The sequence below is a fragment of the Sphingobium sp. TomTYG75 genome (assembly GCF_054771635.1).
Map to the genome: position 1 here is coordinate 2143722 of NZ_BSRE01000001.1, position 20501 is coordinate 2164222.

Sequence of the window (20501 nt, forward strand, 5' to 3'; positions counted from 1 at the left end):
CACCCCAACCCCTCCCCTGAAGGGGAGGGGCTTTTACATGTTTGGGAGCGGGGCATGGACGAGGACATCGAGACGCTGGTGGTGCGGGTTCGGGCGGATACGCAGGGGCTTTCGCGGGATGTGGAAGCGATGCGGGGGGCGTTGGAAGGGCCGTTGGCTTCGGGCGCGGAGCGGGCGGGGCGGCGGATTGAGCAGGGGTTGCTGCGCGCGGTGCGGAGCGGGCGCTTTGGGTTTGAGGAGCTGAAGCAGGTTGCGCTGTCGGTGTTGGAAGAGATTGCGGCGGGGGCGGTGCGATCTGGCGCGGCTAGTGTTGGGGGCGTGGGTGGTTCCTTGCTGACGTTGGCGGGGGCGGCGCTGGGCTTGCCGGGGCGGGCTACTGGCGGGCCGGTGTCGCCGGGGCGGGCCTATGTCGTGGGTGAGCGGGGGCCGGAACTGTTTGTGCCTACGGCTAGCGGACAGGTGATGGCGAATGGTGGCGCGGGTGGGCGCGATGTGCGGGTGAACATCGCCGTGCAGGGGCGTGGCGAAGGGTTCGACAATGCGCGGATGCTGGCGCGGAGCGCGCGGCAGGTGGCGCGGGCGGTCAGGGGAGCGCTGAACGGATGAGTAGGCTTGGCTATTGGCTGGCGGACGCGCGGCGGGGGCAGGAGGAGCGGTTTATCAAGCGTTTTGCGCCAACGCATTGGACGGTGAACTTTCCGCGGCCGATGATGGCGAGCGTCGTCACGACGGCGCCTGATGCTTTGCGGGTGGATGCGGTCTTTTATGGGTCCGGCGATCTGGCGGGGTTGATCTGGGAGGCGGAGGACAAATGGAGCCATCCGCTGCTTGCCTATGAGACGGCGCGGGATTTTCGGGATTGCGTGCTGCGGTTCCGCTGGAGGAGCGGCGGCCTCAAGCGGCTGGATGAGGTGCATGGGCCGACGCTGACGATCGAGGGGCGGGACGCGGGAGGCAGTCCGCGCTCCTGGTATGTGCGGTTGTGGAACTATGCGAGCGGATCGGCGGAAGATGCTGAGGTCGTTCTGAATTTTGCTGATCTGGATGGGGGCTTCCTGCTGCCGGGCGAGGCTGATCCCGTTTGGGCCGGTGATGTGGATCGGATGTTCATTTCCCTTGCGCCGCCGGGCTATGATGCTGGGGCTACGGCTTTCGCGGCGGGGGTTGAGGGCTGGGCCGAGCTGTCGGCCATGCGCTGCGATGGCGCGGGGTCGGTGCTGAGTGTTGGCGATGTGATGGTGCCGGAACATGGGCTGTCGATGGCGACAGGCTATGATGATTGTTTCAACCAGACGCCTGAGCGGATTGTCGAGGCGATCCATGCGCTGGGCTATCGCGGCGACATCAATCATTATGTGGGGATGAGCCATTATTTCCGGCTCGAACCGCTGGGTGGTGGCTTTTATGTGAGCCTGGCGGGAGGCGTGTTGAACGCGCCTTGCGCGGCTTGGCATGCTGACTTTGCGGGGCGGGCAAAGGCTCTGGGGCTAGGGGTGATCTGGTCGCTTTCCTACGAGTTGCTGGACGCGCATTGCTGGAATGACTGGAAGCAGCGGGCGGAGAATGGTGATCCGGCGCTGACGGGGTGGTCGCCGCCCTCGACTTTGCTGTCGCCCGCGCATGATGGGGCGATGAGCTATTTGCGGCTAGTGGCGGGAGCCTTTGTTTCCATTGGGTTGGCTGCTGGGATTCCGATCAAGTTTCAGGTGGGCGAGCCATGGTGGTGGGTGATGCCTGCCGATGGGCGGATCTGCATCTATGATACGGCGGCGCGGGCGGCCTTTGGTGGGAGCCCGGTTTCTATCAGCGATGTGCGGGGGACGTTGAGTGGGCCGCAAAAGGCTCTGCTGGATCAGGCGGGGGCGGTGCTGGCGGCCTCTACGGCGGCGCTGTGTGCCTGGGTTAAGGGGGTGGCGCCGGGGGCGGTGACGCATTTGCTCGCCTATCTGCCGACGGTGCTCGACCCGCTCGCGCCGGAGGCCAAGCGGGCGAACATGCCGGTGGGATGGGCTGCGCCTGCCTTCGATGTGTTGCAGCTGGAAGATTATGATTGGGTGACGGAGGGGCGGCCCACGCGCACGTCTCGGGGGGTCGAGGTGGCGACGGCTAGGCTCGGCTATCCGGTGGATGAGCAGCATTATTTTTCGGGCTTCGTGTTGCTTGGCGAACAGGCGGCGCAGTGGCGGCAGATAGCTGACGCGGCGGAGGCGGCGGTGCGGCGGGGGACGGCGGCGACCTTTGTCTGGGCGCTGCCGCAGGTGGCGCGCGATGGCTTCACCTGCTTCAGACTTCAGGGGGATGATGAGATGCAAGCCTTTGACGATGTGGCGTTTCCGATCGCCATTGGGCGGGACGCGAGCCTGTCGCCTGCTTTTTCGACACAGGTGGTGGAGAGCCCGTCCGGGCATGAGCGGCGAAGCAGCGACTGGGCGGATGCGCGGCTGTCCTTCGATGCGGGGCCGGGGTTGCGATCGGAGGCCGATATTGTCGAGCTGATCGCATTCTTCCGGGCGCGACGTGGGGCGGCGCGGGGGTTCCGTTTTACCGATCCTTATGATGATCGCAGCTGTGCGCCGGGGATGGCGCCGGGCACGCTGGACCAGCGTCTGGGGACGGGGGACGGCGTGCGGACGGAGTTTCCGTTGCAGCGCTATTATGGCGACGGTGAGGAGGCGCAGGTGCGGCGGATCACCCGGCCGGTGGCGGGCAGCATTCGCGTGGCGGTGGATGGCGTCGAGCTGAGCAGCGGGTGGAGCCATGCGGGACTGGGCGTCATCGCGTTCGACGAGGCTCCGGCGGTGGGCGCGTTGCTGACGGCGGGGTTCCGTTTCGACGTGCCGGTGCGCTTTGCCGAGGACAGGCTGGACGTTAACCGCGCGACCTTTGCAGCGGGCGAGGCGCCTTCGGTGCCGCTGGTGGAGATACGGGAATGAGCGGGTTGGAGGCTTTGGATAGGCCGCTGGCCACGCTCGCTTTTTGCTGGCGGCTGGAGCGGCGGGATGGGGTGACGATCGGGCTGACGAGCCATGACCGTGATCTGGAGATCGGGCATGTGCGCTATCGCGCCGCGCCGGGGATGACGCCTTCGGCCGTTCGCAGCGGGATCAGTGCGGAGGCGGGCGATACCGACTTGCAGGGCGCCTTGATTGCGGATGCGATCAATGAGGCGGATTTGATGGCGGGTCGCTGGGACGGCGCTGCGCTGGAGTTGCGGCTGACCGAGTGGGACGCGCCGGGCGAGATGTGGCTGATGCTCGCGAACGGCGAGATTGGGAGCGTGGCGCGAAAGGGCGGGGCTTTCACGGCGGAGCTGGTGGGGGCGATGGCGGCGCTGAAGGCTCCGGTCGCGCCCTCTACCTCGCCCGATTGCCGGGCTCGGTTGGGCGATCGGCAGTGCCGGGTCGATCTGGCGGGGCGGCGGAAGGTCATAGCGGTGTCGGCTGTTGATGATGTCGAGGTGAGTGCGGCAGCGTTGGCTGTGGGTGTCTATGCCTTTGGCACTTTGCGGTGGCTGACGGGCGCCAATGCGGGGGCGGTGCAGGCCGTCGTGGACAATGGGGCTAGTGGGGTGACACTGGCCGATCCGCCATGTTTTGCGGTGGCGGCGGGGACGCTGGCGCTGCTGACGGAAGGTTGTGACCGGCAGTTGGATACGTGCGGGACGCGCTTCGCCAATGTCGTGAACTTCAGGGGGGAGCCTTATTTGCCGGGGACGGACCTTCTGACGCGCTATCCGGGCGCGTGAGCGGCGCAATGGGGGACCGGATCGTGGCGGCGGCGCGCGATCTGGTGGGGGTGCCTTTCCGGCTGCAAGGGCGCAGCAGGACGAGCGGCATCGATTGCGTCGGGCTGGCGGCTTTGGCGCTGGCGGAGGCGGGGCACAAGGGTACACCGCCGCGAGGCTATGGGCTGCGGTCGGGCGATGCGGCTCTGGCGCGCGACTGGCTGGAGCGGGCGGGCTTGCGGGCGGTGGAGCAGGCTGAGGCAGGTGATCTGGCGCTGGTGCGGCCGGGGCCGTTGCAATTGCATCTGATGATTTTGGTCCCCGGCGGGCATGTGCATGCTCATGCGGGACTGGGGCGCGTGGTCGAGACGCCGGGGCCTTCGCCCTGGCCCGTCATCGGTCATTGGCGGGCGATATAGGAGCAGACATGGCGACTTTAGTGCTGACGGCGCTGGGCACGGCGATCGGTGGGCCGCTGGGCGGTGCGATCGGCGGATTGATCGGCAGCAGCCTGGATCAGGCGGTGCTGTTCAAGCCCAAGGGGCGCGAGGGCAGGCGGCTGACCGAATTGCAGTTGCAGACATCGAGCTATGGCGCGCAGCTCCCGAAGCTGTTCGGCACGATGCGTGCCGCCGGATCGGTGATCTGGGCGACCGACCTTAAGGAAAAGCGCAACAAGAGTGGCGGTGGCAAGGGGCGGCCGAGCGTCACCAGCTACAGCTATTCCGCGAGTTTCGCGGTTGCGTTGTCGGCGCGGCGGGTGCGGGCGGTGCGGCGCATATGGGCGGACGGCAATCTGCTGCGCGGGGCTGCGGGGGATTTCAAGTCGGGGTTGAGCGCGTTCCGCCTGCATTTGGGGGGCGAAGATCAGGCTGCCGATCCGCTCATCGCTTCTGCGGAGGGCGTTGATCGGACACCGGGGCACCGGGGCGTCGCCTATGCGGTGTTCGAGGATCTTCAGCTTGCCGATTTTGGCAACCGCATTCCGTCGCTGACCTTCGAGGTGGACGCGGATGAGGGGGTGGTAACCATCGCGACGGTGGCCGTGGACCTGAGTGGTGGCGCGCTTGCTGCTGCCGCAGACGGGGCCGTCGATGGCTTTGCGGCGGGCGGAGCTGATGTGATCGATGCGATTGGTCCGCTGGTGGAGGCATGGGACCTTGCCTTTGTTGCTGGTGAAGATGGACTACGGCTGACCGGCACAGAGGGCGATGAGACGGGGCATGAGATTGGCGCGGGCGCTTTGTGCAAGCGTATCAATGGGCGGGCCATCGATGCCGTCGAACAGTCGGGGGAAAGCGCCGATGCGGTGCCGCTGGCCCTGTCGCTGCGCCATTATGATGCGGCGCGTGACTATCAGGCGGGGGTGCAGCGCGTCAGTCGGCCGGGGGCGGGGCGGGTCGAGCGCGGGATCGATCTGCCGGTCACCATGTCGGGCGATGCCGCGCGCCGTCTGGCGGCCCGTCATCTTGGTCATGACTGGACGGGCCGATCCGCCATGACGCTGCGGTGCGGGTGGGATGCCCTGCGCCATGAGCCCGGTGATCTGGTGACGGTCGAGGCCATGCCGGGCCGCTGGCGGGTGGAGGAACGGGAATGGGAAGCCATGGCCGTTCGGTTGGCGCTGCGGCGGGTGCCGGGGGCGGGAGGCGTCTTGCCTGATGGAGCATCCTCCGGCGCGATCGTGCGGCAGGCGGATGCGCCGCATGGACCTACTATATTGATGCTGACCGACCTTCCGCCGCTGCGGGAGGCGGCGGCCACAGCGCCCTTGATCGCTGCGGCGGCCAGTGGCGGGGAAGGGTGGAGGAACGCGGCCCTGTTCGTGATGAGCGATACGGGGGAAGCCAATCCGGTCGGCCGCACTGCGCCGCGCGCCGTGATGGGGGAGGCTGACGACGCGTTGGGGCAGGGGAGTTGTGCGCTGATCGATCTGGTCAACAGCCTGCATGTGACGCTGCTGGCGGCGGACATGGAGCTTGGCGACGCGGATGAGGCGGCTTTGGCGCAGGGACGCAATCTTTGCATGGTTGGACGGGAGCTTCTGCAATTTTCCCGCGCGGTGCAGACGGGCGCGGCGAGCTTCCGGCTGGAAGGGCTGCGGCGGGGATTGTTCGGGACCGAATGGGCTATGGATGCGCATGTCGCTGGCGAGCCGTTTCTGCTGATCGAGGAGGAGCGGCTTGCCGAACCTTTTGCAGGCTTGGGCAATGGCGAGATCGGCAGCACGTTGCGGCTTTCGGCGGTGGGGATTGGCGATGCGGAGCCGGTGGAGGCAGAGCTGACCCTCAGCGGGGAAGCGGTGACGCCGGTGGCGCCCGTTCACCTTCGCGCCGTTGCCGACGGGGCGGGCGGATGGAATCTGAGCTGGGTCCGGCGGAGCAGGAATGGCTGGCGCTGGATCAGCGGGGCGGATGTGCCGCTGGGCGAGGAAAGTGAGCGTTACGAACTGCGCGTGCTGGCGGATGGCACCCTGATGCGCCGGATCGAAACCACATCGCCGTCATGGGCATATGACGCGGACGCATTCGACGCGGATGGCGGCGGCGCATTGACGATCGAGGTGCGGCAGATCGGCTCTTTCGCCCTGGGACGGGCAGCGCGGATCGTCTTGCCGCTTTGATAACCGACAATTGGAAAAAGGAAGTTCGATCATGACGAGCGATGCGACGCCCCGCTGGGCATTGCCCCAGCTTTTCGCCGGGCAGGCGCAGAAGGAAGTCTTTCACAACGAGGCGCTGGCGCGGATCGACATGCTGCTGCATGGCGCGGTGGAAAGCGCTGACGAGGATGTGCCGCCAACTTCGCCCGATGAGGGCCAGTGTTGGATCGTGGCGGAAGGCGCTTCAGGAAGCTGGTCGGGGCAGGATGGGTCGGTCGCCTGTTGGACTGGAGGCGGATGGCGGTTTGTCGGGCCGCGTGCGGGCTTGAGGCTGCGGGTCGTGGATCGGGGGCACTCGATGTATTTCGACGGCAGCGATTGGCAGGATGCAGCGGCTCGCAGCGACGGCTTCTATGTCGAGGGCGAGCGGATTGCGGGGGCGCGGCAACCGGCCATAGCCAACCCCGTGGGGGGGAGCTCCATCGACAGTGAGGCGAGAAGTTCCCTGGTCGCGATTTTAAATGCGATGCGCAGTCACGGACTGATCGAACCATGACTTGAGGGGTGTCCATCTTTTACAATAGAGGCGTGCGGAAATGCTTATGCTACGGGGCTTCTGGAGCCGTGTGATGTATTTGAGCAACAGTTTCACCAATTGTGGACTTGCCATGAAACTTTCTTGCCGATACATGGTTTCAGCAGTCCTTCGTGACACTTTTGAAAGGGGAATTCAAATGCGGAAGCTTGCCCTCGCGGCTGTGCTTGCCTCCTCCGCCCTGGCCACCCCGGCCCTGGCGCGTGATAACAGCTGGTATATCGGAATCGATTCCGGTGTTACCATTGTTGAAGATCAGGACATCACCTTCACGCCCGGTATCGATCCCACGACTGGTCTTGGCACTGCCAGCACCACGCTGGAAAATGTCGATTACCACAAGGGTTGGGACGGTGATGCGGTCATCGGTTACGACTTCGGCGGTTTCCGTCTTGAAGCCGAAGCTGGTTACAAGCGTGCCAAGGTTGACCTGGACAACAGCGGTTTCGGCGGTTCCGCGTCGGCCCTTTCGTTCATGCTGAACGGTCTGCTTGACTTCGGTTCGGACGACGGCCTGCAGGGCTTCGTCGGTGGCGGCGTTGGCGTTTCGCGCGCCAAGCTGGCCAATGATCTGGTCAACGACAGCGACACCGGCTTCGCCTGGCAGGCGATTGCGGGCGTTCGCTATCCGCTGACCAACAATGTTGACGTGTCGCTGAAGTATCGCTTCTTCAACCAGGACAACATTGATCTGGTTCCGGCCTACACCACTGCGGTGGGCGTTGCCGGTGGCGATGTCAGCACCAAGCTGCGCACGCACAGCCTTCTGCTGGGTCTGGCGTATAACTTCGGTGAGCCGGCTGCGCCTCCGCCGCCTCCGCCGCCCCCGCCTCCGCCGCCCCCGCCGCCTCCGCCGCCGCCTCCGCCGGTCGCTGAGTGCAGCCCTGGGCCGTACATCGTGTTCTTCGAATGGGACAAGTCGGACGTCACGCCTGACGCTGCGACCATTCTGGACAACGCGGTTTCGGCCTACAGCAACTGCGGCAGCGCCCAGGTCATGCTGGCAGGTTATGCGGATCGTTCGGGTTCGGCATCGTACAACGTCGGCCTGTCGCAGCGCCGTGCTGATGCAGTCAAGGCCTACATCTCGTCGAAGGGTATCCCTGACGGCGTGATCACGACCCAGGCGTTCGGTGAATCGAACCCCCGCGTCGAAACCGCCGACGGTGTTCGCGAACTGCAGAACCGTCGCGTGGAAATCACTTACGGTCCGGGTTCGGGTCAGTAAGCAAGATTTCCATCTTCGCGGATGGAACAAGGTTGAGGGGCTGGTCGAAAGACCGGCCCCTTTTCCTTTGCGGTGATCAGGCGCATCGACCAGCGAGTGGTTTCATAGCCACCGTCTGGCCGTCAGCGTTGGGGAGATCGCTTGGCATTGTGGACTATATGCGCAACAAATGGCGACTTGTTGCGTTCGCCAGCTATTGCTTCACCGGGAGTGCATTTGATCATGAAAAACGCCCTAATCGTCTTTGCGCCCCTCGCACTTTGCCTGACTGCCTGCGCGAGCGGGGATGGCGGGGCTTTGAATTCCGGGTCGGCCGGGATGCTAAATGCACGCGCTGTCTTGTTGGCTGCGGACGGGTCGGCTCGGGGCGAAGCCAAGGTGACGGAAGCGACGGACGGCCTGCATGTCGATGTGCGGGCAAGCGGGCTCACGCCTGGTGTTCATGCGGTCCATATCCACATGACCGGAACATGCACGCCGCCCGACTTCACCAGCGCGGGCGGCCATTGGAATCCAACCGCGCGCCAACATGGCCGGGATAACCCGGCGGGCATGCATATGGGAGACATGCCAAACCTGACCACTGGACCGGATGGGACTGGGCGAATGGAGTTCGTGGTCCCCGGCGCGACCTTGCGCAGTGGGGCCAATGCGGTCCTGGACGCAGATGGCGCCGCCATCGTGATCCATGCTCAGGCGGATGACAACAAGACCGATCCTGCGGGTAACGCAGGCGGGCGCATTGCCTGTGGTATATTGTCCGCCGGTTGAAGACGCCCGCGGGCACGTATTTTAGAGAGCGGACGGGTCGGCAGGATATACCGCCGCCATCTCATAATGCGCTCCATTCTGCGTGAGGTGGCTTTCGAAAAGGGCAAATTCGTCCACCAGAAAAGGAGGACTGGAAAGTCCGGCGTTATAGGCCAGGAACCCGTCGGTACTGCCTCCGTCGCGGCCGAAGCGGGCGAGAGTGATGTGGGGCAGATAGGCGCGTTGCTCAGCCGGAAAGCCCGCCGCAACACAGGAGCGGTCGATCTTCCGATGAAGCTGGTCGAGCGCATCGCGAGGTTGAACGGCTGCCCACAAGGTGTCGGTTCGCCCTTTGCGCTCAAACTGTCCGAGGCCGGACAGGGAGATTGCGAAAGGAGCGAAGCGCACGGCTGCCAGCGCCTCGGCCAGATCGTTGGCCTGGTGCCGGTCGGCGTTTCCTACAAAGCGTAAGGTCAGGTGCAGTTGATCCTCGCTCTGCCATCGCGCGCCAGCGATGCCGCTCATCAATGACAATAAGCGCGCCCGGATTGGCTCCGGCGGGCGAATGGCGACGAAGAGGCGGTGCATGAGGCTATTATAGCGAGCCTGGGGAATTGTGTCAGCGGAAGCGGAGGAAGGGTGGAGTGGGTGCGCTGGAAGAGAGCCAGGAAACCATCCTATGTCGTTAGAGCGTTCCAGTCGCTCTTCCCTTGAATTAGCGGCCAGATGTCGCGATAATAGCAATGTCGGCGGAGTGCGCCGGTGAAGGAGATTATCTCATGGCCAATTGGTCTGACCCCCGCTCGAACATTGCCGGTTTCGGCGGGACGACGGTTGCGCGCGGCGAGGCTTTCGACGCTGGCCTGCGCAGCTATATGCTGTCGGTTTACAATTATATGGCGAGCGGCGTGCTACTGACGGGCGTCGTTGCCATGCTGTTTGCGTCGAGCGGGCTGGCTTATCAGATTCTGGCTGGCCCCGGCATTCTCAAATATGTGATCATGCTCGCGCCGCTGGCGTTCGTGATGATCATGAGCTTTGGCATCAATCGTCTGTCGACGGTCGCGATGCAGGCGATGTTCTGGGCCTATGCCGCAATGATGGGGCTGTCGCTTTCCTCGGTCCTGCTGGTTTATACCGGCACGTCGGTGGCGCAGACCTTCTTCGCGACGGCAGCGGCTTTCGCGGGCCTTAGCCTGTGGGGTTACACGACGAAGAAGGATCTTTCGGGCTTTGGCACCTTCTTGATCATGGGCGTGGTCGGCTTGCTGGTCGCGTCGCTCATCAACCTGTTCTTGCGGTCGAGCGCGATGGACATGGTGGTCAGCTTTATCGGCGTGCTGCTGTTCGCGGGCCTGACCGCTTATGACACGCAGAAGATCAAGAGCATCTACGCCCACGTTGCTGGCACGGACATGATGGGCAAGTCGGTGGTGATGGGGGCGCTGAACCTCTATCTCGACTTCATCAACATGTTTCTGTTCCTGCTGCGCTTCATGGGCGATCGCCGCTGATCTTCCGGCGGCGGTACCGAACATGAAAAAGGCCCGATGGCATGCGCCACCGGGCCTTTTTTCTTATGCCGGCTTCTGCATCTGCGCGATGAGGGCGCCGTCGAGTGCCTTCTGCCGCTTGTAGGCTGGGCGCTCGCGCAGGCGGGCGGCGTAAGTTTCGAAAGCAGGACGAACCGGCATAGTGCCGAAACTCATCCCCCAATCGATCTGGGAGCCAACATAGACATCGGCTGCGGTGAACTGGTCGCCGCAGATCCATTGATCGCCCGACACGGCCTGTTCCAGCGTTGCGAGTGTCTGATCATAGTTGCCGTAGCCCATGGAGCGTTCGCGGTCTTCAGGAACGGAGAGGCCCATCGCCTTGTTGGAAACGGCGGCCTCCACCGGGCCTGCCGCGAAGAACAGCCAGCGATAATAATCTGCCCGCTGCTCTGACGGAGGCGCGAGGGCTGCGGCGGGGAAAGCGTCGGCCAGATACGCGCAGATCGCGGCGGCTTCGGTCACGACCTTCCCCTGATGGACGATGGCGGGAACCTTGCCCATCGGATTGATGGCGAGATAGTCAGCCGCCTTCATGGTGGTGCCATAGTCCAGGATGATCATGTCATAGGGCTGGCCAACTTCTTCCAGCATCCAGCGGGCGATCTGCCCGCGCGACATGGGGTTGGTGTAGAAGGTGATGTCTGTGGCCATGTGACTCTTCCCTCGTGAAGACGTGGTTGGAATTCGCGGGCGCCAGATTGGCAAATGCTGGTGGCGCCGACCAATGGAATTTTGACTGTAGGGTGGCCGTTTCAGATCGCCTTTGATGTTGCGCTTGCCCACCCCCTAACCCCTCCCGCTTACGGGAGGGGGGATGCGATCCTCCTGACGCTCGCAGGCTTTGCCCAAAAACAAAGGGCGGCTGTGGGAGCCGCCCTTTCATATCTCGTGCCTCGGCCTGCTTACTTGGCCGATTCCGCAGGCTTCGCCTTGCCACCCTTCTTGCCCTTTTTCGGAGCGGCCGGGGTGATTTCGAAAGCGAGTGCGTCGTCCTTCAGCCGGACATGCACCTCTCCGCCATGGACGAGTTTTCCGAACAGTAGTTCCTCGGCCAGCGGCTGCTTGATCTTTTCCTGCATCAGTCGGCCCATCGGGCGGGCACCGTAGAGCTTGTCGTAGCCCTTCTTGGTGAGCCAGCCCTTGGCATCGTCGTCCAGCGTGATGTGGACGTCGCGGTCGGCCAGTTGCAGTTCGAGCTGGAGCACGAACTTGTCGATGACCCGCGCCACGATCTCCGGCGGCAGATAGCCGAAGGGGACGATGGCATCGAGACGGTTACGGAATTCGGGGGTGAAGAGCTTCTTCACCGCATCCTCCTGCACATCGTCGCGCGTCAGTTCGCCAAAGCCGATGCTTTCCTTCGCCATGTCCGACGCACCGGCATTGGTGGTCATGATGAGGATGGTATTGCGGAAATCCACCGTCTTGCCGTGGTGATCGGTCAGGCGGCCATTATCCATGACCTGCAACAGGATGTTGAACAGGTCGGGATGCGCCTTCTCAATCTCGTCCAGCAGCAGGACGCTGTGCGGATTCTGATCGACCGCATCGGTCAACAGACCGCCCTGGTCATAGCCGACATAGCCCGGAGGCGCACCGATCAGGCGGCTGACCGAGTGCCGCTCCATATATTCCGACATGTCGAACCGCTGGAGCGGGATGCCGAGCAGGTTCGCCAACTGGCGCGCAACCTCCGTCTTGCCGACGCCCGTGGGGCCGGAGAAGAGATAGCTGCCGATCGGCTTTTCCGGATCGCGCAGGCCCGCCCGCGAAAGCTTGATCGCGGAGGACAATATCTCGATCGCCCGGTTCTGGCCGAAGACGACGCGCTTGAGATCGGTGTCGAGCGAACCCAGCACCGACTTGTCGTCGGCCGAGACGGTCTTGGGAGGAATGCGCGCCATGGTCGCGATGACCTGCTCGATCTCCTTGGGCGTGATCGTCTTCTTCCGCTTGCTGGGCACCACCAGCATCTGCATCGCGCCGACCTCATCGATCACGTCGATCGCCTTGTCCGGCAGCTTGCGGTCGTTGATGTAGCGCGCCGAAAGCTCCACCGCCGCCTTGATTGCGTCGGGAGTATATTTGACGTTGTGATGCTCCTCAAAGGCGCTGCGCAGCCCAGCGAGAATCTTGATCGTGTCTTCGATGGTGGGTTCGTTGACGTCGATCTTCTGGAACCGGCGCAGCAGGGCGCGGTCCTTCTCGAAATGGTTGCGGAACTCCTTGTAGGTGGTCGAACCGATGCAGCGGATCGTGCCGCCTGACAGAGCAGGCTTGAGCAGATTGGACGCATCCATCGCCCCGCCGCTGGTTGCGCCAGCGCCGATCACGGTGTGGATTTCGTCGATGAAGAGAACCGCATGCGGCATCTTCTCCAGCTCGGTGACGACCGCCTTCAGCCGTTCTTCGAAATCGCCGCGATAACGGGTGCCAGCCAGCAGCGCGCCCATGTCGAGCGAGTAGATCACCGCTTCCTTGAGTACGTCTGGAACATCGCCCTCGACGATCTTGCGCGCGAGGCCTTCCGCAATCGCGGTCTTGCCCACGCCCGGATCGCCCACATAGAGCGGGTTGTTCTTCGACCTGCGGCACAGGATCTGGATCGTCCGGTCGACTTCGGCGCTGCGGCCGATCAGCGGGTCAACCTTGCCCCGCATCGCCTTCTCATTGAGGTTGACCGTGAACTGCTCCAAGGCACTGTCCTTCTTGCCCTTGCTGTCCTGCGCCTTTTTTTCCTCTTCCGGAGCGCCCTTTGCGGCGCCTTGCTCCGGAACGGCAGTACCCTTGCCGACGCCGTGGCTGATGTAGCTTACGGCATCCAGTCGGCTCATATCCTGTTGCTGTAGGAAATAGACGGCGTAGCTCTCCCGCTCGGAAAAAAGCGCGACGAGCACATTGGCTCCCGTCACTTCATCCTTGCCGGAAGATTGCACGTGCAGGATGGCGCGTTGGACGACGCGCTGGAAGCCGCTGGTTGGCGAGGGGTCGCTGGACCCTTCCACCTTCAGGCTGTCGAGTTCACTGTCGAGATATTGGGTGACGGCGTCGCCCAGCTCGCCAAGCTCTACGCCGCACGCCTGCATCACCTTCGAAGCATGCTCGTCATCGATCAGCGCGAGGAGCAGATGCTCCAGCGTCGCATATTCATGGCGGCGTTCCGACGCATGGGTCAGCGCGTTGTGCAACGTGGTTTCAAGGGCGGGTGCGAAAGATGGCATTTCTATTCTACTCCTGAGCCCGCAATGGGGCTGACTTGAACCATATGTCGGCATTGCTCGACGGCGGATCAAGGAGGGGTCCCTGATCGCCGGAATTGCCAGACTGCCCGTACCCGGTGAAGCCCATGTCAGGGCCGCAGGGGGCGTGGCGCGGGTTCATCGCTTGAATAACGCCTCAGCACTTGATTTGTGGTTAACGGCGCTTTCAATCTTTGATCTGGTTCGGGCGATTTCACCCTCCAGCGCGCTGATGCGCTCTTCCAGATCGGCAAGGGATAAGGGACCCAAATCCTGTCGAAGCAGTTGGGCCAGCGGATCATCAATCTTGCGAGGCAGATCGTCGTCCATGTCCATGAATGCCAATGTTGACCGCCGGGGCGCCTCTGTCAATAAGGCCCTTAAGCCGCTTGTGATTTTCAGCTGCGGTGCCAGATTATTGCGGGGGGTTGGCCATCATGGGGTTTGAAGCGGCACTGCCTGATGAAATGATGGCGATTGCCATTCCATCGCCCGGCGGTCCCGAAGCTCTGGTGGCTGAGCGTCGTCCGGTTCCTGCCCCCGCAGCGGATGAAGTGTTGATCCGGGTCGCCGCCGCAGGCGTGAACCGGCCCGATGTGTTGCAGCGGCAGGGCAAATATCCGCCGCCCCCTGGAGCGTCCGACATTCCGGGGCTGGAGGTTTCCGGCACGATCGTCGCGGCTGGTGGCAGCGCGGAACAACTGATCGGGCAGCGCGTATGCGCCTTGCTCACCGGCGGCGGCTATGCCGAATATGCGGTTGCGCCAGCGGGGCAATGCCTTCCCGTGCCGGACAGCTATGACATTGTCGAGGCGGCGGCATTGCCCGAAACGCTCTTCACCGTCTGGACCAACCTGTTCGAGCGTGCCTATGTCGTCGGAGGCGACACGGTGCTGGTGCATGGTGGGACCAGCGGCATCGGTACTATGGCGATTTCGCTCTGTCGCCTCTTTGATATCACCATCATCGTCACCTGCGGCAGCGATGCGAAATGCGAGCAGGCGAAGGCTTGGGGCGCGCATCATGCCATCAATTATCGCAGCCAGGATTATGTCGAAGAGGTGAAGCGCATTACCACTGGCCAAGGCGTACAGGCGGTTCTGGATATGGTCGGCGGCGACTATGTGCCCCGAAACTTGCAGTGCCTTGCCGAAGATGGCCGCCATGTGTCGATCGCGGTACTGGGTGGCGCGAAGGCGGAAATCTTCTTGCCCACGGTGATGACACGGCGGCTGACGCTGACCGGATCGACGCTGCGGCCCCGCTCATCTGCTTTCAAGAGTCTGGTGGCCGACGAAATCATCCGTGAGGTCTGGAGCTTCGTGGAGGAAGGCAGGCTCCGTCCGGCGATGGACCAGCGCTTCCCCTTGGCAGAGGCGGCGCGAGCACATGCGCGCATGGATTCGGGGGAGCATTTCGGGAAGATCGTTCTGACGGTTTGAGGGCCTGTTGGGTGGGTTGCAGACATCCCAATCCTCCCTGCGCGAAGCGGGGGGAGGGGGACCAGCCGCAGGCTGGTGGAGGGGAAATGGGCGGAGGTCGCGCATTTTCCCCTCCGTCAGCGCTACGCGCTGCCACCTCCCCATCTGCCGATGGGGAGGATTAAAACCCCTCTCCTAGCTATAATACAGTCGCTCACCCTCATCCCGCGATGCCGTAAAACCCCGTAAACCGTAGCATTTCCGTCACATTCGCTGCGGGATTGTAACATTGCGCCGCTAAGGATTCGGTCCCGAGGACAATAGCTCCAGGGGTTGCATCATGAATGCCATCACACGCCTGCCTTTCCTGGCGGACATGAACGAAGGCGCTCAACATTTCGACACGCCGGAACAGGGCGGCAAGCGTCGCCGTTACCGCACGGTCTGGATTTCGGACATCCATCTCGGCACGCGCGGCTGCAATGCGAAGCTGCTGATCGATTTTCTCGACAGCGTCGATAGCGAGACCATGTATCTGGTCGGCGACATCATTGACGGCTGGCGGCTCAAAAGGCGCTTCTACTGGCCCGCCGCGCATAATGACGTGGTCTGGCGCATCATGAAGCGTGCCAAGCGCGGCACTCGCGTCGTCTATATCCCCGGCAATCATGACGAGATGTTCCGCCAGTTCACCGGTCTCAGCTTCGGCGGGGTCGAGATCAGGCGCAAGGCGATCCATGAGACTGCCGATGGCCGCAAACTGCTCGTCCTGCACGGCGATGAGTTCGACACGATCATGCTGGCCCATCGCTGGCTCGCCTTTGTGGGGGACGCCGCCTATGGCTTGCTGATGCGGCTCAATGTCGTGGTGAACGCGGTGCGCCAGCGCATGGGCCTGCCCTATTGGTCGCTCAGCAAAATGGCCAAGCACAAGGTCAAGAACGCCGTCGAGTTCATCTCCCGCTTTGAAGAAGTGGTTTCGCACGAGGCGGGCGCACGCGGCGTCGATGGCGTGGTCTGCGGGCACATCCACAATGCCGAAATGCGTGAGATCGGCGGCATCCAATATTATAATGACGGCGATTGGGTCGAGGGATGCACCGCGCTTGTCGAACATTTCGACGGCCGTATGGAGGTGCTGCATTGGGCTGATGAAGTCGCGGCACGCGCCGCCGCCGATCAGGTGAGGATCGCCGCCTGATGCGCATCGTGATCGTGACCGACGCCTGGTCCCCACAGGTCAACGGCGTCGTCCGAACGCTCCAGACCATCCAGGCGGAGCTGGAGGCGCGGGGGCACGCCGTCAAGGTCATCTCGCCCGATCTCTATGGCTCCTTCCCCTGTCCGACCTATCCCGAAATCCGCCTGGCCTTCGTGCGATCCGGCGTGGTGGGTGATGCGATCGCGGCCTTTGAGCCGGACGCCGTCCATCTCGCAACCGAAGGGCCGCTCTGTCTTGCCGCGCGCCGCTGGTGCCTGCGCGGAGGGGTGCCGTTCACCACCGCCTATCACACCCACTTCCCCGACTATGTGTCACGCCGAACCGGACTGCCTGCCCGCTGGTTCTGGTCCTACATTCGCTGGTTTCATGGCCCGGCGCGGGCCGTGCTGGTCTCCACCCGATCGGTGCGGCAGCAACTGCGCGCCCATGGATTGGCGCAGGTGCGGCCATGGGGCAGGGGAGTGGACCTCTCCGCCTTCACAGCCGAGGCAACGCCGCCAGCGATATTCGCCAATCTCCCGCGCCCGATCCAGCTCTATGTCGGCCGGGTCGCTATCGAGAAGAATCTCGAGGCATTCCTTGCCAATGATCACCCCGGCAGCAAGGTGGTCGTCGGCGATGGCCCGGCGCGGACCCAGTTGGAACGCGACTATCCCGACGCGCATTTCCTAGGCCCGCTTTTCGGTCAGGAACTGGCGGGTGCCTATGTCGGCGCCGATGTGTTTGTCTTCCCCAGTCGCACCGACACATTCGGCCTCGTCATGATCGAAGCACTGGCTTGCGGCACTCCTGTCGCGGCTTATCCGGTCAGCGGGCCGGTGGACATCGTGACGCCCGAAACCGGCGCCCTGTCCGAAAATCTGGAGGACGCCGTCGCCGCCGCCCTGCGCTGCGATCGCACCGCCTGCGCCGCCCATGGCCGCAGCTTCAGCTGGGAACGCAGCGCCGACGAATTCCTGACCGGCCTCCACTGCATCGATCCCGTCGTCAGAGACAGCGCGGCCTGACGCTTTTCCTTGCTCCACCGGGTTTCTTGCACTATCTCAGGACGGGCGTGGCCGCCCTGCTTGGGCGGCCCTTGTTGTTTTTAGTGCCGGAGAATCCTCGTGTCCCAGCCTCTCATGCCCCATGCAACCGCCAGCTGGCTGGTCGACAATACCGCGCTCAGCTTTGACCAGATCGCGGAATTTTGCGGGCTGCATATCCTGGAAGTGCAGGCGATCGCCGATGACACGGCGGGCACCAAATATACCGGCCGCGACCCCGTCCGCGCGCATGAAATCACGATGGAGGAAATCCACAAGGGTGAATCCAACCCCGACTATCGCCTGAAGATGCTGAAAGGCCCTGAACCCGTCCGCCGTACCAAAGGCCCGCGCTACACGCCGGTGTCCAAGCGTCAGGACAAGCCCGATGGCATCGCGTGGATCCTGCGCAATCACCCCGAAATTTCGGACGGCGCGATCGGCAAGCTGATCGGCACCACCCGCACCACCATCGCCGCCATCCGTGACCGCACGCACTGGAACATCTCCAACATCGTGCCCAAGGATCCGGTGACGCTGGGCCTCTGCTCGCAGCGGGAACTGGACGCGCTGGTGACGAAGGCTGCGAAGAAGCTCGGCATCGAAGCCCCGACGGACTCCCGCCTGGACGGCGATCGCGAAGCACTGATCGAGGAATTGCGCCGCGAGCGCGACGACGCTGCCCGCCGGGCCGAGCAAGCGTTGAAGAGCGAGGCGGAGCTGATCTCGGGCGTTGCCACGATCCTCGACCCGTTCAGCAACAATCAGGGCCAGGTCTGATTCTGCCCTGACGCGCCCTGCTTTACGCTTGCGTAAAGCAGGGGCCTGACATACATCTCCGTTAATGGAGAGCATCGAGACGGTCTGGAAAGACCATTATAATCATCCTTTCCCCTGGGATCAGTCCTTCCCTCCCATGTCGATGGTGGACATGGTCGTGGACAGCGCGACGGCCAATCCCGATGCCGTGATGATCGACTTCCTCGGCCGCAAGACGACCTATGGCGACATGCTCCATGTCATCCGCCGGGTCGCGAAGGGGCTGCAGGACCTGGGCGTGCGCAAGGGTGACCGGGTAGGCCTCTACCTCCCCAACGTCCCCCATTATGTCGCGGCCTATTATGGAGCGATGATGGCGGGTGCGACCGTCGTCAATTTCTCCCCCCTCTACACCGCCGCCGAACTGGAACATCAGGTCGAGGACAGCGGCACCAAAATCCTCTTCACCCTGTCGGCCAAAGCGTTGCTGCCCACCGCGCAGGAAGTGCTGGACAATAGCAGCCTCGAACGGCTGATCGTCGGCTGCGTCGCGGAGGTGCTGCCACCCGCGAAATCGCTGCTGTTCCGCCTCTTCAAGCGCAAGGAAACCGCGCCGATCCCCCATGATCCGCGCATCACAAACTATGCCGACCTGCTGCGCCACGGCGAGGACCCCGCGCCAGTTGCCATCGATCCGGTCAAAGATGTCGCCCTGCTGCAATATACCGGCGGCACCACCGGCCGACCCAAGGGCGCGATGCTCACCCACCAGAATCTGACCGCCAATGCGCGGCAGATCCGGCTCATCGACCCGCATCCCGAGGCGATCGACCGAATCCTCGCGGTCCTGCCTTTCTTCCATGTCTTCGCCAACACCTGCGTCCTCAACCGCACGGTGCTGAACGGCGGTGAGATGGTGATGCTGCCCCGGTTCGAAGCCGTGCAGGTGCTCGCCACTATTCAGCGGACCAGCCCCACGTCAATGCCCGGCGTCCCTACCATGTTTCAGGCGCTGCTCGATCATCCGGCGACGCCGAACATCGATTTCTCTTCACTACGCCTGTGCATTTCGGGCGGCGCGCCCCTGCCGCTGGAACTCAAGAAACGGTTCGAAGCCGCCACCGGCGCCAAGCTGTGCGAAGGCTATGGCCTGACCGAAAGCAGCCCGGTCGTCTGCTCCAATCCCTATGAGGGGTTGAACAAGCCTGGCACCGTGGGTCAACCCGTCCCGGGAACCCACGTAAAGCTCGTGGATCGGGAGGACCCGACGCGGCCTCCGCCACCCGGCGAACCGGGCGAGCTCGTCTTTGCCGGTCCGCAGATCATGAAGGGCTATTGGCAACGTCCCGATGCTGACAAGGAAGTCTTCGTCGACGGCTGGCTGCGCACCGGCGACGTGGGCCTGATTGACGCCGATGGCTATGTGAAGATCGTCGACCGGCTGAAGGACATGATCGCGGTCGGCGGCTTCAAAGTCTTCCCCAGCCAGGTGGAAGAGGTTCTCTACCATCACCCCGACGTGAAAGAGGCGCTCGTTATCGGCATCCCCGACCCCTATCGCGGCGAGTCCCCCAAAGCGTTCGTCACGCTTCAGGAAGGCGCGAAGACGGACGGCGAGTCGCTGAAGGCATGGCTTAATCCCCAACTCGGAAAGCATGAAAAAGTCTGTGAGGTCGAGGTTCGTTTGAACCTTCCCAAGACGCTGGTCGGCAAACTGTCGCGCAAGGAACTGGTCGCCGAAGAACGCGCCAAGGCGGAGGCAGCCGTGGGGCAGGCTGGAACGGCCGCCTGAACATAACTATCTTGTGCCCCACATAGGATAAGGAACAGGCGAATGGCCGAACAAATCGCGACGCTGGCAGGTGGCTGCTTCTGGTGCACCGAGGCGGTGTATCAAAATCTGAAAGGCGTTCGGTCGGTCGAAAGCGGCTATCTCGGCGGTCAGTTGCCCAATCCCAGCTATGAGCAGGTCTGCTCCGGCGCGACCGGCCATGCCGAGGCGATCCGCATCGCCTATGATCCGGAAGTCATTTCCTATGGCGCCCTGCTCGACATCTTCTTCGCGACGCATGATCCGACGACGCTCAACCGGCAGGGCAACGACATCGGCACCCAATATCGCTCCGCCGTCTTCCCCCATTCGCCGGAGCAGGAAGCGGAAGCCAAAGCCGCCATCGCCCGCGCGCAACTGGATCATGGCAACCCGATCGTCACCACGATCGAACCGGACGCCCCCTGGTATCCCGCCGAGGATTACCACCAGAAATATTGGGACCGCGTCGGCGACCGTAACCCCTATTGCATGGCGGTCATTCCGCCCAAGCTCGCCAAGCTGCGCAAGGGATTTGCGGAACGGATCGAGGGCTGATCTGGGCCTGAC

At 63.4% G+C, this 20501-nt stretch carries 19 protein-coding genes; 15 read left to right on the forward strand and 4 right to left on the reverse strand.

Features of this window, described 5'->3' with window-relative positions:
* The first annotated feature begins 54 nt into the window (after positions 1–54).
* From ACYU81_RS10945 to ACYU81_RS10980, 8 genes are all read left to right on the forward strand, one after another.
* Complete coding sequence (locus tag ACYU81_RS10945) at positions 55–606, forward strand: tail tape measure protein (RefSeq protein ID WP_460987643.1); 552 nt, start codon at positions 55–57, stop codon at positions 604–606.
* Positions 603–2933 carry a DUF2460 domain-containing protein gene (locus tag ACYU81_RS10950; RefSeq protein WP_460987644.1) on the forward strand — a complete coding sequence of 777 codons (2331 nt, stop codon included), beginning with the start codon at positions 603–605 and terminating at the stop codon, positions 2931–2933. Before ACYU81_RS10945 ends, ACYU81_RS10950 begins: the two co-directional genes overlap by 4 nt.
* Positions 2930–3745 carry a DUF2163 domain-containing protein gene (locus ACYU81_RS10955; RefSeq protein WP_460987645.1) on the forward strand — a complete coding sequence of 272 codons (816 nt, stop codon included), beginning with the start codon at positions 2930–2932 and terminating at the stop codon, positions 3743–3745. The genes ACYU81_RS10950 and ACYU81_RS10955 overlap by 4 nt, the downstream gene beginning before the upstream one ends.
* Positions 3746–3768: 23 nt before the next feature.
* Positions 3769–4143, forward strand: a complete 375-nt coding sequence (locus tag ACYU81_RS10960; RefSeq protein ID WP_460988173.1) for a peptidoglycan endopeptidase — start codon at positions 3769–3771, stop codon at positions 4141–4143.
* A gap of 8 nt (positions 4144–4151) precedes the next feature.
* A complete protein-coding gene (locus ACYU81_RS10965; RefSeq protein WP_460987646.1) occupies positions 4152–6347 on the forward strand; it encodes a phage tail protein in 2196 nt (731 codons plus the stop codon).
* Positions 6348–6378: 31 nt separating this feature from the next.
* Positions 6379–6882 (forward strand): DUF2793 domain-containing protein, encoded by a 504-nt coding sequence (locus tag ACYU81_RS10970; protein ID WP_460987647.1) that lies wholly within the window; start codon positions 6379–6381, stop codon positions 6880–6882.
* A gap of 178 nt (positions 6883–7060) precedes the next feature.
* Positions 7061–8149: an OmpA family protein gene (locus ACYU81_RS10975; RefSeq protein WP_460987648.1), complete on the forward strand. Its 1089-nt coding sequence runs from the start codon at positions 7061–7063 to the stop codon at positions 8147–8149.
* A gap of 222 nt (positions 8150–8371) precedes the next feature.
* Positions 8372–8920, forward strand: a complete 549-nt coding sequence (locus ACYU81_RS10980; RefSeq protein ID WP_460987649.1) for a superoxide dismutase family protein — start codon at positions 8372–8374, stop codon at positions 8918–8920.
* Between the two features lie 21 nt (positions 8921–8941).
* Here the strand turns inward: ACYU81_RS10980 and thpR are convergent, their stop codons facing one another.
* A complete protein-coding gene (gene thpR, locus ACYU81_RS10985) occupies positions 8942–9487 on the reverse strand; it encodes an RNA 2',3'-cyclic phosphodiesterase (RefSeq protein ID WP_460987650.1) in 546 nt (181 codons plus the stop codon).
* 191 nt (positions 9488–9678) lie between these two features.
* Between thpR and ACYU81_RS10990 the strand changes: the two genes are divergently transcribed.
* Positions 9679–10413, forward strand: a complete 735-nt coding sequence (locus tag ACYU81_RS10990) for a Bax inhibitor-1/YccA family protein (RefSeq protein WP_460987651.1) — start codon at positions 9679–9681, stop codon at positions 10411–10413.
* Between the two features lie 63 nt (positions 10414–10476).
* Here the strand turns inward: ACYU81_RS10990 and ACYU81_RS10995 are convergent, their stop codons facing one another.
* From ACYU81_RS10995 to ACYU81_RS11005, 3 genes are all read right to left on the reverse strand, one after another.
* Positions 10477–11106, reverse strand: a complete 630-nt coding sequence (locus ACYU81_RS10995; RefSeq protein WP_460987652.1) for a glutathione S-transferase family protein — start codon at positions 11104–11106, stop codon at positions 10477–10479.
* A 251-nt stretch (positions 11107–11357) separates the two neighbouring features.
* Positions 11358–13676, reverse strand: coding sequence for an ATP-dependent Clp protease ATP-binding subunit ClpA (clpA, locus tag ACYU81_RS11000; RefSeq protein ID WP_449471478.1), 2319 nt, complete (start codon positions 13674–13676; stop codon positions 11358–11360).
* Between the two features lie 156 nt (positions 13677–13832).
* Entirely contained in the window at positions 13833–14030 is a 198-nt protein-coding gene (locus ACYU81_RS11005; protein ID WP_449471479.1) for a DUF1192 domain-containing protein, read from the reverse strand.
* A gap of 101 nt (positions 14031–14131) precedes the next feature.
* Between ACYU81_RS11005 and ACYU81_RS11010 the strand changes: the two genes are divergently transcribed.
* The 6 genes from ACYU81_RS11010 to msrA all read left to right on the forward strand — a co-directional run bounded on the left by ACYU81_RS11010 (position 14132) and on the right by msrA (position 20489).
* Positions 14132–15136: an NAD(P)H-quinone oxidoreductase gene (locus ACYU81_RS11010; protein WP_460987653.1), complete on the forward strand. Its 1005-nt coding sequence runs from the start codon at positions 14132–14134 to the stop codon at positions 15134–15136.
* 319 nt (positions 15137–15455) lie between these two features.
* Positions 15456–16316, forward strand: a complete 861-nt coding sequence (locus ACYU81_RS11015) for a UDP-2,3-diacylglucosamine diphosphatase (protein ID WP_460987654.1) — start codon at positions 15456–15458, stop codon at positions 16314–16316.
* Positions 16316–17344, forward strand: coding sequence for a glycosyltransferase family 4 protein (locus tag ACYU81_RS11020; protein ID WP_460987655.1), 1029 nt, complete (start codon positions 16316–16318; stop codon positions 17342–17344). Before ACYU81_RS11015 ends, ACYU81_RS11020 begins: the two co-directional genes overlap by 1 nt.
* 114 nt (positions 17345–17458) lie before the next feature.
* Positions 17459–18142 carry a DUF1013 domain-containing protein gene (locus ACYU81_RS11025; protein ID WP_460988174.1) on the forward strand — a complete coding sequence of 228 codons (684 nt, stop codon included), beginning with the start codon at positions 17459–17461 and terminating at the stop codon, positions 18140–18142.
* A gap of 64 nt (positions 18143–18206) precedes the next feature.
* Positions 18207–19913 carry a long-chain-fatty-acid--CoA ligase gene (locus ACYU81_RS11030; RefSeq protein WP_460987656.1) on the forward strand — a complete coding sequence of 569 codons (1707 nt, stop codon included), beginning with the start codon at positions 18207–18209 and terminating at the stop codon, positions 19911–19913.
* A 42-nt stretch (positions 19914–19955) separates the two neighbouring features.
* Positions 19956–20489: a peptide-methionine (S)-S-oxide reductase MsrA gene (gene msrA / locus ACYU81_RS11035; RefSeq protein WP_460987657.1), complete on the forward strand. Its 534-nt coding sequence runs from the start codon at positions 19956–19958 to the stop codon at positions 20487–20489.
* Positions 20490–20501 lie beyond the last annotated feature (12 nt).

What these genes read in the sequence shown, in the direction of transcription:
- ACYU81_RS10945 (WP_460987643.1), top strand. Translation starts at nt 55, where the DNA reads ATGGACGAGGACATCGAGACGCTGGTGGTGCGGGTTCGGGCGGATACG.
- ACYU81_RS10950 (WP_460987644.1), top strand. Translation starts at nt 603, where the DNA reads ATGAGTAGGCTTGGCTATTGGCTGGCGGACGCGCGGCGGGGGCAGGAG.
- ACYU81_RS10955 (WP_460987645.1), top strand. Translation starts at nt 2,930, where the DNA reads ATGAGCGGGTTGGAGGCTTTGGATAGGCCGCTGGCCACGCTCGCTTTT.
- ACYU81_RS10965 (WP_460987646.1), top strand. Translation starts at nt 4,152, where the DNA reads ATGGCGACTTTAGTGCTGACGGCGCTGGGCACGGCGATCGGTGGGCCG.
- ACYU81_RS10970 (WP_460987647.1), top strand. Translation starts at nt 6,379, where the DNA reads ATGACGAGCGATGCGACGCCCCGCTGGGCATTGCCCCAGCTTTTCGCC.
- ACYU81_RS10975 (WP_460987648.1), top strand. Translation starts at nt 7,061, where the DNA reads ATGCGGAAGCTTGCCCTCGCGGCTGTGCTTGCCTCCTCCGCCCTGGCC.
- ACYU81_RS10980 (WP_460987649.1), top strand. Translation starts at nt 8,372, where the DNA reads ATGAAAAACGCCCTAATCGTCTTTGCGCCCCTCGCACTTTGCCTGACT.
- thpR (WP_460987650.1), bottom strand. Translation starts at nt 9,487, where the DNA reads ATGCACCGCCTCTTCGTCGCCATTCGCCCGCCGGAGCCAATCCGGGCG.
- ACYU81_RS10990 (WP_460987651.1), top strand. Translation starts at nt 9,679, where the DNA reads ATGGCCAATTGGTCTGACCCCCGCTCGAACATTGCCGGTTTCGGCGGG.
- ACYU81_RS10995 (WP_460987652.1), bottom strand. Translation starts at nt 11,106, where the DNA reads ATGGCCACAGACATCACCTTCTACACCAACCCCATGTCGCGCGGGCAG.
- clpA (WP_449471478.1), bottom strand. Translation starts at nt 13,676, where the DNA reads ATGCCATCTTTCGCACCCGCCCTTGAAACCACGTTGCACAACGCGCTG.
- ACYU81_RS11005 (WP_449471479.1), bottom strand. Translation starts at nt 14,030, where the DNA reads ATGGACATGGACGACGATCTGCCTCGCAAGATTGATGATCCGCTGGCC.
- ACYU81_RS11010 (WP_460987653.1), top strand. Translation starts at nt 14,132, where the DNA reads ATGGGGTTTGAAGCGGCACTGCCTGATGAAATGATGGCGATTGCCATT.
- ACYU81_RS11015 (WP_460987654.1), top strand. Translation starts at nt 15,456, where the DNA reads ATGAATGCCATCACACGCCTGCCTTTCCTGGCGGACATGAACGAAGGC.
- ACYU81_RS11020 (WP_460987655.1), top strand. Translation starts at nt 16,316, where the DNA reads ATGCGCATCGTGATCGTGACCGACGCCTGGTCCCCACAGGTCAACGGC.
- ACYU81_RS11025 (WP_460988174.1), top strand. Translation starts at nt 17,459, where the DNA reads ATGCCCCATGCAACCGCCAGCTGGCTGGTCGACAATACCGCGCTCAGC.
- ACYU81_RS11030 (WP_460987656.1), top strand. Translation starts at nt 18,207, where the DNA reads ATGGAGAGCATCGAGACGGTCTGGAAAGACCATTATAATCATCCTTTC.
- msrA (WP_460987657.1), top strand. Translation starts at nt 19,956, where the DNA reads ATGGCCGAACAAATCGCGACGCTGGCAGGTGGCTGCTTCTGGTGCACC.